General features: G+C 52.2%; 9 protein-coding genes and 1 pseudogene. 9 read left to right on the top strand and 1 reads right to left on the bottom strand.

Features of this window, described 5'->3' with window-relative positions; genetic code table 11:
• Positions 1-7: 7 nt before the first annotated feature.
• The 7 genes and pseudogenes from ABIE29_RS09220 to ABIE29_RS09190 all read left to right on the top strand — a co-directional run.
• Positions 8-832 (top strand): type VI secretion system accessory protein TagJ, encoded by an 825-nt coding sequence (locus ABIE29_RS09220; RefSeq protein WP_429618170.1) that lies wholly within the window; start codon positions 8-10, stop codon positions 830-832.
• A complete protein-coding gene (locus ABIE29_RS09215) occupies positions 832-1,401 on the top strand; it encodes a type VI secretion system baseplate subunit TssE (RefSeq protein ID WP_429618168.1) in 570 nt (189 codons plus the stop codon). The genes ABIE29_RS09220 and ABIE29_RS09215 overlap by 1 nt, the downstream gene beginning before the upstream one ends.
• Positions 1,402-1,404: 3 nt before the next feature.
• The gene (gene tssF, locus ABIE29_RS09210; RefSeq protein WP_429618167.1) at positions 1,405-3,291 is read left to right on the top strand and encodes a type VI secretion system baseplate subunit TssF; all 1,887 of its coding nucleotides are present in this window, start codon (positions 1,405-1,407) and stop codon (positions 3,289-3,291) included.
• A complete protein-coding gene (gene tssG / locus ABIE29_RS09205) occupies positions 3,288-4,364 on the top strand; it encodes a type VI secretion system baseplate subunit TssG (RefSeq protein WP_429618165.1) in 1,077 nt (358 codons plus the stop codon). The genes tssF and tssG overlap by 4 nt, the downstream gene beginning before the upstream one ends.
• Positions 4,365-4,415: 51 nt before the next feature.
• Positions 4,416-7,082, top strand: a complete 2,667-nt coding sequence (gene tssH, locus ABIE29_RS09200) for a type VI secretion system ATPase TssH (RefSeq protein WP_429618163.1) — start codon at positions 4,416-4,418, stop codon at positions 7,080-7,082.
• A 39-nt stretch (positions 7,083-7,121) separates the two neighbouring features.
• Complete coding sequence (locus ABIE29_RS09195) at positions 7,122-8,489, top strand: serine/threonine protein kinase (protein ID WP_429618161.1); 1,368 nt, start codon at positions 7,122-7,124, stop codon at positions 8,487-8,489.
• 15 nt (positions 8,490-8,504) lie between these two features.
• Positions 8,505-8,624, top strand: a pseudogene (locus ABIE29_RS09190) (IS5/IS1182 family transposase); the annotation flags it as partial.
• Positions 8,625-8,858: 234 nt separating this feature from the next.
• Here the strand turns inward: ABIE29_RS09190 and ABIE29_RS09185 are convergent.
• A complete protein-coding gene (locus tag ABIE29_RS09185; RefSeq protein ID WP_429618159.1) occupies positions 8,859-10,625 on the bottom strand; it encodes a sigma 54-interacting transcriptional regulator in 1,767 nt (588 codons plus the stop codon).
• A gap of 492 nt (positions 10,626-11,117) precedes the next feature.
• Between ABIE29_RS09185 and ygeW the strand changes: the two genes are divergently transcribed.
• Both ygeW and dpaL read left to right on the top strand, forming a co-directional pair.
• Entirely contained in the window at positions 11,118-12,305 is a 1,188-nt protein-coding gene (ygeW, locus tag ABIE29_RS09180) for a knotted carbamoyltransferase YgeW (RefSeq protein WP_429618157.1), read from the top strand.
• A 63-nt stretch (positions 12,306-12,368) separates the two neighbouring features.
• Positions 12,369-13,568 carry a diaminopropionate ammonia-lyase gene (dpaL, locus tag ABIE29_RS09175; protein ID WP_429618155.1) on the top strand — a complete coding sequence of 400 codons (1,200 nt, stop codon included), beginning with the start codon at positions 12,369-12,371 and terminating at the stop codon, positions 13,566-13,568.
• Positions 13,569-13,616: the final 48 nt, after the last annotated feature.

The following is a 13,616-nucleotide window of genomic DNA, read 5'->3' as shown; positions in this document are numbered from 1 at the left end:
ACAGAGTGTGAAATCATTGGCAAGTCTATTACAGGGAAATACCATCAGCGATACGATCACCCAGATGGAAGCCACGATCAAAGCCCATCCAACCGATGCCGATCTGCGTGCTGCCCTGGTGCAACTATTGTGTCTGATGGGTAACTGGCAACGTGCCAAGATACGGTTAACAGCCTGGCAAACCCTGAAACCTATCGCTCAACCCACAACACTTTTGTTAATGCAGTCCGTTGAGGCAGAGTTACAACGCCAGGCGGTCTTCGCTGGTCATGCTACCCCTATGTGGCTTAATAGCGAAGAAAGCTGGATGACGCAGATGCTTCAGGCATTACAGCATGATTTACGGGGCGAAACCGGCAAGGCTGAAACCGTCCGTGATCGGGCACTGGAAACGGCCACAGCCAGCAGCGGACAAATCACCGTTGCCGCAGGTGAGGAGCAGAAAACCGAGACATTTTCCTGGTTGATGGACGGGGACGGGCGTCTGGGGCCTATCTGTGAGTTAGCCTTGAATGGTGGTTATTACTGGCTTCCTTTCACCGCTATTGCCGACATTCAGTTTCAACCGCCGCAAAGTGTATGCGATCTGGTCTGGAGCCACGCTCTGGTCCGTTTGGCCGATGGCCGTGAACAAGTTTGCCAGTTGCCTGTTCGTTACCCGTTACTTGCTGATTCTGATGATGCCTTGCTGCTCGGAAGACGCACCGAATGGCATCCTCTGGGGGACAGCCCACACTATGCAGGTTCCGGTTTAAAAACCTGGCTGGGCGATGATGCCGAATTCCCGCTACTCAACCTGCGCCAGCTGAGTTTTGATCGGGGCAGCCGATAATGAACAGTAAGACGCTCTCCAATAACGGTCATCCGCACCTGCAGGGGTATCACTTCCGGCAGGACAGTGAACGGCTGACTTCACGCGATAAAATGCAGCCCGTATTGCTCGATTTACTGACCGACGATGAACCACAGAAAAAACAGGAAGCCGCCGCTTGTCATCTACTGTCACCCGGTGAATTGCGTCATCGAATATTGCGCGACCTGCAATGGCTGTTCAACTGCGCCAATAGCGAGTCAAGCATCGATCTGGCGCATTATCCTCAGGTACGGCGTTCAACGATTAACTATGGCATTGCTCCAATGGCAGGCAAGCGGATGTCTGAGATCGAATGGCCCGACATCCAACGGGCGCTGACCGAGTCCATCCTGACCTTTGAACCCCGTATCCTGCCGGAGGGACTAGAGGTGCGCTGTATTTCAGATACCCACTCACTGGAACTGCATAACGTTTTGTCGATAGAAATCAAAGGTCGCCTGTGGTGTGTCCCTTATCCCCTTGAGTTTCTGTTTCGCACCGATGTCGATCTTGAAAACGGCCACTTTGATTTAAAAGATGTAGGGTAAGTGATGAACCGTAAACTTTTAGAGTATTACAACCGTGAACTCACCTACCTGCGTGAAATTGGCGTGGAGTTTGCGGAAAGTTATCCAAAAGTCGCGGGACGCTTGGGAATGCAGGGTATCGATATTGCCGATCCCTATATCGAGCGCCTGATAGAAGCGGTTGCTTTCCTGACCGCACGCATACAATTGAAGATGGATGCCGAGTTTCCCCGTTTCTCGCAACGATTGCTGGAGATTATCTACCCCAATTATCTGGCACCTACGCCGTCAATGGCGATTGCCGAGATCCAGCCAGACAGTAATAAAGGTGATATCAGCGCAGGATTCCTGGTCCCCAGGGGAACCCTAATGGATAGCCAGATACTGAAGAAAAATGGCGCCACCTGTAGCTATACCACCGCGCACGATGTGACATTACAGCCGGTACGGCTCAAAAGTGTCGAACTGGGCGGGATCCCGGCCGATCTCCCGTTGGCCAGCCTGAAATTGCAGCATAACGGCGCTGTCGGCACATTACGCATCAAGCTGGAATGCTTTGATACTGTCGCCTTAAATAACCTCAGGCTCGATCAACTGATGTTCTATCTGTCAGGCAGTGATATTCATGCCCAGCAACTACAGGAATTGATCATGCAACATACTGTCGGCCTGATCTGCCAGACAGTAGAGCCGCAGCCAAAGCGCAGCGTATTGCCGCTACAGAGGTTACAGCAAGAGGGGTTCGAGCCAGAACAGGCACTGTTGCCCAACGATCTGCGCAACTTTGATGGCTACCGTTTGCTACAGGAGTATTTTGCCTTCCCCGCACGCTTCCAGTTCTTTAGCGTCGGTGGCTTGCAGCCGTTGTTACTGAGCGTACCTGAGGGCAAAAAAGCGCCCCGCCAGTTTGAAATTATCCTATTACTGGATAAGCAGGATGCTGCACTGGAGCAGGTGGTAGACATCAATCATCTGGCGTTGCATTGCACACCGGTTATCAATCTGTTCCCCAAAATCGCCGAGCGCATCTCGGTCAACGAAAAGGATCACGAATACCATTTGGTCGTGGATAACATTCGCCCACTCGACTATGAAATCTTCTCAGTACAACGTTTGATTGGCAGCTCACGCGAAAAACAGCATGAACAGGAGTTTCGCCATTTCTATGCGACACAGAACAGCGATGATAATAACCATGGTGCCTACTTTTCGCTGCGCCGTGAACAGCGCCCCCTCTCTGAACGTGCGCGCCGCTATGGAACACGTACCGGCTATATTGGTTCAGAAGTGTTTATTTCGCTGGTGGATGAGCGCCAATCGCCTTGGCATAGCGATCTGAAATACCTGACCGCAGATGTGTTATGCACCAGCCGCGATCTGCCATTGGCACTCTTGCAGCAGGATCAGGGGCATTTCGTGATGCCGGACTCACTCCCGGTCAAGCAGGTATCACTGAAGAAAGGCCCGACCCCACCAAGGGCTGCGCTGAGCGAAGGTATCATCACCTGGCAATTAATCAGTCAGTTACAACTGAATTACTTAAGCCTGATGGATACCGATCCCGAGCAAGGAGCAGCCAGCCTACGCCAACTACTCAGCCTGTATGGCAACTTGAGCGAACCGGCTATCGCCAAACAGATCACCGGGATACGTCATTGTCATTTGCGGCCAATATACCGCCGAGCGCCAGAGCCTGGGCCAATCGTCCTGGCCAGAGGCATCGCCATCGATCTCACCGTTGATGAACAGGCATTTTCCGGTGGCAGCGCTTATCTGCTTGGCTGTGTATTGGAGCGTCTGTTTTCACGTATGGTTTCCATCAACTCGTTCACGGAAATGACGTTGAACAGCCAGCAGCGGGGAGAGATTGCCTGGTGGCAGGCTCGTATTGGCAAAAGGGCTCTGATATGAATGAAGACATTGCCGGTGCAGTACCACTATCAACACCAACGCCTGTCGATTCCCTCAACCGCTTGCCGGATGATTTCTGGCAAAAACTGACGGCAACGCCCCATCAATACGATTTATTCCAGTTACTACGGCGTATTGATGCGCAAGGAGGAAGGCCCTATCTGCTTGGCCGTGCCCCCCAACCCAGCCATGACCTGTTGCGCCTTGGCCAGGAACCCTCACTATCCTTTGCGCCCTCCACGCTCGCACAGGTTAACCAACGTGAGGGAAGCTCCCTGTATGAGGTATCTATCTTCAGTTTTGGCCTGTTTGGTCCTAACGGCCCATTACCGTTGCACCTGACGGAGTATGTACGCGAGCGCCTGCATCACCATCAGGATCGAACCCTATTGGCATTTAGCAACCTGTTTCATCATCGGTTGATCAGCTTATTCTACCGCGCCTGGGCGGATGCACAGCCAACGGTCTCTCTGGATCGTGCTGATAACCGGCGATTTGATGACTACTTGTCCTGCCTGACGGGGATTGGCCTGCCAGCGCAACGGCAATGCGATAGCCTCAATGATCACGCCAAACACTTTATGGCAGGTCATTTGGTTCGCCAAGGTCGCGATCCTGAAGGACTCAGCAAGATCCTGCAAAATTACTTCAGCGTGCCGGTACGCATCGTGGAAAACATCCCGCACTGGTTACGCATAGAAAAACGTGAGCAGGCTCGTTTACAGGCCGGACGAGGGGGCCCCCGTTTAGGCGAGTCCGCATTTTTAGGGATCGCCATGCGTGATATTCAGTACAAATTCCGCATCGAGCTTGGTCCTCTGTCGCAACAGGATTACGACCGTTTTATACCTGGTGCAGAGTACTGCACGCAGTTACGTGATTGGGTGCGCCAATACCTGGGCATTGAGTTTGTCTGGGAGGTTCGGTTGATTTTGGCGCATGATCAGTTGAGCGGTACTCAACTTGGCGGCAGACACCGCCTGGGGCTCAGTAGTTGGATGGACAATCCCCAACGCCAGCATGATGCCAATGATCTGACGTTCAGCCCAGAACCGCAGGAAACCCCCTACTAATTATTTTTGGAACCGTGCAGCGTTCCGCCATTCTTGGATTCGAGGAAAACCATGTCTGAAATCAGTCGTTCGGTACTATTTGGCAAAATGGACAGCCTGTTATTTACTTCACTGGAAAGTGCAACGGCTTTTTGCAAACTGCGGGGTAATCCCTATGTTGAATTGGTGCACTGGTTGCATCAGTTGATGCAATCCCAAAATGGCGATTTGCAGCAGATCATCCGCTATTTCTCCCTTAATGAAACGCAACTCAGCCAAAACATCATTGAGGCACTTGATCGACTGCCTCGTGGTGCAAGTTCAGTCTCAGACATGTCGGAACATATTGACAGTGCCGTTGAACGCGCCTGGGTTTATGGTTCACTGAAATTTGGTGCCAACCAGATCCGCACCGGGCATCTGATTATTGGTATGTTGAAAACCTACAATTTACGCCAATTACTAAAAAGTATCTCTGCACAATTCAATGCCATCAATGCCGAGCTGCTGACCGACCAATTTATGACGATTGTCGCCAATTCCAGCGAGAATACGCTGGCGCAAGACGAGTCAGAAAGCTCGGTATCACCCGTTCCCTCTGCCAGCGGCAGCGTGCTGGCGCAGTATGCACAAAATATGACGGAACGAGCGCGCAAGGGTGAAATTGATCCCGTCAGTGGGCGTGACGAAGAGATCCGTCAGCTTATCGATATTTTGATGCGCCGTCAGCAGAATAACCCCCTGCTAACCGGCGAGGCTGGCGTGGGTAAAACGGCGGTTGTCGAGGGATTGGCTCTACGTATTGCCACCGGTGACGTTCCCCCACAGCTGCGCGAAGTCCAGCTGTGCCTGCTGGATCTTGGCATACTGCAAGCCGGAGCCGGGGTAAAAGGCGAGTTTGAAAAACGCTTGCAAGCCTTGATCACTGAAGTGCAATCCAGCCCAACGCCCATCGTTTTATTCATTGATGAAATCCATACCCTGATCGGTGCGGGCGGTACGGAAGGAACCGGTGACGCCGCCAACCTGTTAAAGCCCGCGCTGGCACGTGGCCAACTGCGTACCATCGGTGCAACAACCTGGTCAGAATATAAAAAATACATCGAAAAAGATCCGGCGCTGACCCGGCGATTCCAGCTAGTACAGATACATGAACCCAGCGAAGAAAAAGCCCTGCTAATGTTACGCAGTACCGTCAGTCCGCTGGAACAGCACCACCATGTTCTGTTGCTGGATGAAGCTGTCGATGCTGCGGTGCGCCTTTCTCACCGTTACATTCCGGCACGCCAGTTACCGGATAAGGCGGTGGCATTACTCGATACTGCCTGCGCACGGGTGGCCGTCAGCCAACACGCCGAACCGGCTCAGGTAGAGGATTGTCGCCACCGGATTGAGGCATTACACATTGAGCTGGGTATTGCTTCACGTGAAGCCCAAATAGGCATTGGCAATCTACAGCGCCCGGCAGAGATTGAAGCACAGCTTGCAGAACTGGCCGAACAGTTGGCACAGTTGATCGAACGCTGGCAGCAAGAGTTGGGGCTGATCCAACAGATTATCGATCTGCGGGCTCAATTACATCGGCAACAAAATCAACTGACAGAGAGCGCATTTGCAGAGAGCTATCCTGAGGACGTGGCTGTCTGCGAAGAGGAATTGCGCGGTAAACTGGCAGAAACACAAAAGCAGCTGGATGAATTACAGGGAGAGTCGCCACTTATTTTCGCTGCGGTTGATGCCAACATTGTTGCCGCAGTCATCTCTGACTGGACCGGTATTCCACTGGGGCGCATGGTAAAAAATGAGATTGAAGCCGTGTTGCAGCTCTCCGATACCCTAAATCAACGCATCATTGGTCAAAGCCATGCGCTGGAGCTGATTTCCCAACGGGTGCGTACCTCACGTGCCCGTCTGGACGATCCCAACAAACCCGTTGGTGTGTTTCTACTGGCAGGCCCTTCGGGGGTCGGTAAAACAGAAACCGCACTGGCATTGGCTGAGACCCTCTACGGTGGTGAGCAGAATGTGATCACCATCAATATGAGCGAATTTCAGGAGGCGCATACCGTATCGACCTTAAAAGGCGCACCACCGGGCTATGTTGGCTTTGGTGAGGGGGGGCGCCTGACCGAGGCGGTACGCCGGCGTCCTTACAGCGTGGTGCTGCTGGACGAGATCGAGAAGGCGCATCCTGATGTGCATGAGATTTTCTTTCAGGTATTTGATAAAGGCTGGATGGAGGACGGCGAAGGACGGCGTATCGATTTCCGCAATACCATTATCATTCTTACCTCTAATATTGGCAGTGAACTGATAGCCAGCCTGTGTGCCGATCCCGATGTGTTACCGGAACCCGAAGCGCTTGGCACAGCATTGCGGCCACCGCTGTTGTCGGTCTTCCCCGCCGCCTTGCTTGGGCGTTTGCTGGTGGTGCCTTATTACCCACTGACTGATGCCACACTAAGCAATATCGTGCACTTACAACTGGGCCGCATTCAGCACCGTCTGACAGTAAACCACGGCATTACCTGCACGTTTGACGATAGCGTGGTTAAGCAGATCGTCAGCCGCTGTACCGAAGTCGAGTCCGGGGGACGTATGATTGATGCGATCCTCACCAACACCTTATTACCACAAATAAGCTCGACCCTGCTGGTCGCCAATGCCAATGCCCAGAGCTATCGGCAGTTGCATATATCACTACAGAGCAACGAGTTTAACTGCCAATTTCAAGCATGACATCGGCTATTCACATCGATTTGATTACAGAGAACTATCATGTCAGGAAGCGGAAAAATAAAACCGGATTCAAATAGCCTGCCCATTGGTTATCGTTTCAATGAGTTTGAAATAAAAGAGGTCATTGGTGAGGGGGGTTTTGGCATTGTGTATCGTGCCTATGATCATCAGTTAGAGCGTGTTATCGCCATCAAAGAATACATCCCCTCCTCGTTGGTCATGCGTAATGAAGATTTTACGCTCAGCCTGCGTGGTGAGCGCTTTAACCGAACCTTTCAAGCCGGGCTGAACAGTTTTATTCAAGAAGCACGCCTGCTCGCCCGTTTTTCTCATCCGGCACTGCTCCATGTGCTACGTTTTTGGCGAGAAAATGGCACCGCCTATATGGGAACCCAGTTTTATAGTGGTACTACATTGAAAAAATTCCGGGCTCAGCACCCGGAGAAAATCAACGAAAACTGGATCCGCAATTTGTTGCCCACCTTGCTCAGCGCGATTGATACCATCCATCAGGAAGGTTATCTGCATCGGGATATCTCATTGGATAATATCCAGATCCAGGAAAACCAGTTACCGGTCTTGCTGGATTTCGGCTCCGCTCGCAAAGAGATCGGCAACCTGTCTGATGAAATGGAGATCATGCTCAAACCCGGTTTTGCCCCTATCGAACAATACACTGACAATAGCGATAGCGAACAAGGACCGTGGACCGATATCTATGCACTCGGTGCCGTGCTGCATACTTTGATCGTGGGTAACCCCCCTCCTGTCAGTGTGGTGCGCAGCATCGAAGATGGTTATCAACCACTGACCGAACGCCGTCCAAAGGGGTACTCACTAGACCTGCTGGATGCGATCGATCGCGCATTAGCATTAAAGCCCGAAGATCGGCCACAAACCATCTCTGAAATGGCAAAATTCTTGCACCTGTCCATTGCCAGTGAGAATGACATTATCAGCCCCCGGCCTACCGCAACAAACCTTACATCTGCGGTTATACCGCCGGAAGTCACGGCTCATGCGCCACGCTATGCCCCACGCTTGCGCTCATTGATGATTGGTGCAGGTGTTATGGTTGTATTCGTCGCCGGGCTCATAACCTGGCTGTTCGGTGGTAGTTCGTCTTCCGTTTCCACGCCAGTGGTCAACAATTCGATAACCACTCCGGTCACTGAACCACAATCCGCCACCGCTTCAACACCGGTAGCTGTGGTGTATTTTAAGCTGCAAACGGGTGAAGAACTTTACATTAATGGTAACAAGCAGGATGTTCTGCCAAACAACAACGGCTTCATATATTTGAATTTGAGTCCGGGTCAATATCAGGCAGAAATTCGCACTGATAAATACCAGCATCAGAAAAAGTTCACTATTGAAAATGCAGGGACATGGTTAATGAATATCTAATAACCAAACTGAAAGTTCGGTGGTTCACTGACACTGCGTGATGACGATAGTCAGGTTGCGGAGGCTATGGCCATGGTGCGTGCGCTGAACAAAATGACGAAGGCTGGTGTGCCTGAAAGTGTGCGTATCGCCTGACTGGCACCAACCTGCTACGGGGAGGCTTATTCCAAATAGGATTTATTCAACAAAGCCGCTTATGTGTGGAAAATGACGCAAACCGGTCAACTGACTCATCAGAATATTTTAGTTAGCGCAGGTAATGACAACCAAGAACGGGCAGCGTTGATTGTCAGATGCTTATGAGTCTCCCCCCTGTCTACTCCACTCAATGTTCTACCAGATAAATCCAGTATGCTGACGGGATTACACTTATGCCAGCTCGTATTTTTTTATCTTCCGGTATAGCGTCGCAATGCCGATCCCCAACTCATCTGCCGCCTGTTTTTTATTGCTGTAGCGCGAAAGCGCGTCGCGGATCATCTGCCGCTCCATCTCATCCAGCGCAGTGAAGTTCTCTTCCTGAGATGCCGCTGTGGCAATCGTCCGCGACGGGGCAAGCCCGATCACTTCATTGCTGCTGACCAGATTGGGCGGCAACAGCGACATATCGATGATTTCTCCCGACGGCACCACGTTGACCAGGTACTCCATTAGGTTGCTTAACTCACGAATGTTGCCCGGCCAGCGGTAGCGCCTCAGAAAATCAATCACCTCTATGGCAACTCCGGGATAGACCAGATCGAGCCGACGGGTATGCAGATGCAGGAAGTAGTGGATCAGCAGCTCGATATCCTCTTGTCGTTCGCGCAGCGGCGGCAGGCGCAGCGGGATGACGTTGAGGCGATAGAAGAGATCTTCGCGGAATTTACCCTCGGCAATGCACTGCTCTAGGTTCTGATTGGTGGCAGAAATAATGCGAATATTCACCGGCACCGGATGGCTGGCACCTACCGGCTGGATTTCACGCGACTCAATGGCCCGCAACAACTTGGCCTGCAAAGTGAGCGGCATATCACCAATTTCGTCAAGAAATAGCGTTCCGTTATTGGCCGCCTGAATCAGCCCCGTTTTTCCGTTAGCCGATGCGCCAGTAAATGCGCCTTTCACGTAACCGAACAGTTCGCTCTCCAGCAGTTGATCCGGAATGGCGGCGCAGTTGATGGCGATAAAGGGCTTTGCCTGGCGGTCACTGAGCTTGTGGATCGCTCGGGCAACCACTTCTTTCCCGGTTCCGCTCTCACCGATAAGCATTATGCTGGAAGGGCTAGACGCAACGCGGCTAATCAGCTTTTTCAGCTGACGCATTGGACGGCACTCCCCGATCATGGCCTCGATCTGAGGCCCCTCCTGCACGCTGCTGAAATCCGCTGAAGAGTGGGACTGGTGGAAGGCCATCAGGAACAGCCACTGATCCTGCACCGCGTGCAGCTGGCCAATAATTAACTCCTTACGATCGTTAAAGGAGATAATGTGCTGCATGTGGCCCTGCTTGAAATTATTCTTAAAGGTCAGGGGCTGAAAATAGAGCATTTTACCAATCACGCTTTCTGGATTGGTGTTCATTATTTTCAGCGCCGCCCGGTTCGCGAATTTTACGTTCTGATCGTTGCCTACCACGAGAACGCCCTGATCCATATTTTCAATCATGGTTAAAAAAATCTTCTGGATATTGTCACCGCCGGCTGGGTCCTGCAAAAAACGAGAAACAAATATGGTTGAGACATGGCGAACATAATCAGAAAACTCCTGAATATTCGCATTAATGCGCTCCTGCTGCTCGCGGGTCAGCGCTACCAGGCTAATAACGCCGACACACTGGTCATGATACATTACCGGAGTACCCAGGAAGGCTTTCTCCTCGCATTTCGCTTTATTGCTACAATCTTTACATAGGGGATCAAAGCGGGAGTGGGTGACGACCTTCTCGGCCTTTGTCTCAATAATGTGGCGAAGAAGTCGCGAATTCTCGATCAATTTATGACCAATGTTTTTACCGAACACCCCAGTTCCGGCAACCCGATATAATGCGTTATCGACTATCTCAACTTCCAATTGCAGCACGCTGGAAAGCATCCTGGCAAACTTTTGAATCGTTGGCTGGATCTGCATCAAAACGGAGGGTGTTGGCGGTATCATATATCTATCGGCCTTTTAATATTGAACACCTGAAACACAACCGTGCGAGGTGATTTTATTTTATGTTCATAGAATGATGCTACTCCCTTCCCCTACTCGCGTTTATATAGATAGTGCTACCCTTCCCTCCCTTATCTGAAATATGTAATGTCTATCACAGTTTTATATCATTATGATAAATTTAATGCGCCATTTATCATATTGGCGAGAAATCATCACGACAGTACGACTATTTCCTGTAGTAAAAGTTAACATCTCGCCCAAGTTTACCCATTGACAAAATCTTCTATTTATGGCCTCCAGAAAAACCTGATTAACTTCGTGACAGACCTCGCATAATTGCCCTCATTCAATCACCTCCGCGGGTTCTGCTGGGGGGTTGGCACGCTTATTGTTAGTGATAATACAGCGCTGGCAGTCGCTAATTCGGCAACTCTGCATATCCGACCGCACAGCAATCATTAAGCCGTCATTCACAACCAGGATTGAAACATGAAAACTGTTAACGAACTGATTAAGGATATCAACAAACTCAACTCTCACCTCAGCGAGAAAGACTTTCTGCTGACCTGGGAACAGTCGCCGGATGAACTGAAGCAGGTGCTGGATGTCGCCGCCGCGTTGAAGACGCTGCGTTCAGAAAATATTGCCACCAAAGTGTTTAACAGCGGGCTGGGGATCTCCGTGTTCCGCGACAACTCCACCCGCACCCGCTTCTCTTATGCCTCCGCGCTGAATCTGTTGGGCTTGGCGCAGCAGGATCTGGATGAGGGTAAATCGCAGATTGCTCACGGCGAGACAGTGCGTGAAACCGCCAATATGATCTCCTTCTGCGCCGACGCTATCGGCATTCGCGATGACATGTTCCTGGGGGCTGGCAACGCCTACATGCGCGAAGTGGGCGAGGCACTGGACGACGGCCACAGGCAGGGCGTGCTACCGCAGCGTCCGGCGCTGATCAACCTGCAGTGCGATATCGACCACCCTACCCAGTCAATGGCTGACCTGTCCTGGCTGCGCGAGCACTTCGGTTCGCTGGAAAACCTGAAGGGCAAGAAGATCGCCATGACCTGGGCCTACTCCCCAAGCTACGGCAAACCGCTTTCCGTACCGCAGGGCATTATCGGTCTGATGACCCGCTTCGGTATGGACGTCACCCTGGCCCATCCGGAAGGCTACGACCTGATCCCGGACGTTATAAAAGTGGCAAAAAACAATGCCAAGGCCTCCGGCGGCAGCTTCCGTCAGGTGACAGATATGAAAGAGGCGTTCGAAGACGCCGATATCGTCTATCCCAAGTCCTGGGCCCCGTACAAAGTGATGGAAAAACGCACCGAACTGTTGCGCGCGAACGATCACGACGGTCTGAAAACGCTGGAGAAAGCCTGTCTGGAACAGAACGCCAAACATAAAGACTGGCACTGCACCGAAGAGATGATGAAGCATACACGCAACGGCGAAGCGTTGTACATGCACTGCCTGCCTGCGGACATCACCGGCGTTTCCTGTAAAGAGGGTGAAGTCACCGAAGGCGTTTTCGAGAAATACCGTATCCCAACCTACAAAGAGGCGAGCTGGAAGCCGTATATCATCGCCGCGATGATCATGTGCCGCAAATACGCCAATCCGGGTCAGGTGCTGGAGCAACTGCTCAAGGAAGCGCAGAAACGTATTAAATAACCGTCTCCGGCTGGCCTGCGGACCAAGCCCCACTATTTTGCCATTGAAGGATAAGGAGCGAGTATGTCTGCTTTCTCACTGAAAATGGATATTGCCGAAAACCGTTTTTTTAACGGGGAGACTTCACCGCTGTTTTCCCGCCAGCAGGCGCAGCAGGCGCGCCGCTTTCATCAAAAAATTACCGGCTACAAGCCCACGCCGCTGATGCCCCTGAACGAACTCGCCGCCCTGTTTGGCGTGAAAAAAATTCTGGTTAAAGACGAATCCCAACGCTTTGGCCTTAACGCCTTCAAGATGCTGGGCGGTTCCTATGCCATCGCCCGGCTGCTTTGTGAAAAATACCATTTGGATATCAACGAACTCTCCTTTGAAAAGTTGAAATCAAGCATCAAGGAGAAGATGACCTTCGCCACCACCACCGATGGCAACCACGGTCGCGGCGTGGCCTGGGCGGCGCAGCAACTGGGACAGAATGCCGTTATCTATATGCCGAAAGGGTCGGCCAAGGAGCGCGTTGACGCCATTCTTCGCCTTGGGGCCGAGTGCATCGTCACCGACATGAACTACGACGATACCGTGCGTTTCACCATGCAGACCGCGCAGAAAAACGGCTGGGAAGTTGTTCAGGACACTGCCTGGGAAGGCTACACCAAAATCCCGACCTGGATTATGCAGGGCTACGCTACGCTCGCCGATGAAGCCGTGGAACAGATCTCCTCCATGGGCATCTCACGGCCGACGCACGTGCTGCTGCAGGGCGGCGTGGGGGCGATGGCGGGCGGCGTGCTGGGCTACCTGACCGATGTTTATGGCGCGAAAAACCTGCACTCCATTATCGTCGAACCGGCACTGGCGGACTGCCTCTATCGTTCGGGCGTAAAAGGACAAATTGTTAACGTCGGTGGCGACATGGCCACCATTATGGCGGGTCTCGCCTGCGGCGAGCCGAATCCGCTGGGCTGGGAAGTACTGCGCAACTGCGCCACCCAGTTTGTTTCCTGCCAGGACGCCGTCGCCGCCCTGGGAATGCGAGTGCTGGGTAATCCGTTCGGTTGTGACTCACGCATTATTTCCGGCGAGTCGGGTGCCGTCGGCATTGGGCTGCTCGCCGCCGTCCACTTTAATCCGCAGCGCGAGGTGCTGATGCACCAGCTGAAACTGGACAGTAACTCCGTGGTGCTGGTGATTAGCACCGAAGGCGACACCGACGTTAAGCACTATCGCGAAGTGGTCTGGGAAGGCAAACATCCGGCAGTGCAATAACAGGTTTACTCAATTCCTCCCGTCAGGCGGGCATGTTAAGAACTGGAG

Source organism: Serratia sp. 2723 (genome assembly GCF_050434425.1).
Classification (GTDB): Bacteria; Pseudomonadota; Gammaproteobacteria; order Enterobacterales; family Enterobacteriaceae; genus Chania.
The sequence above is the reverse complement of the archived record's forward strand: the minus strand, read 5'-3'. Positions and strand labels throughout refer to the sequence as shown.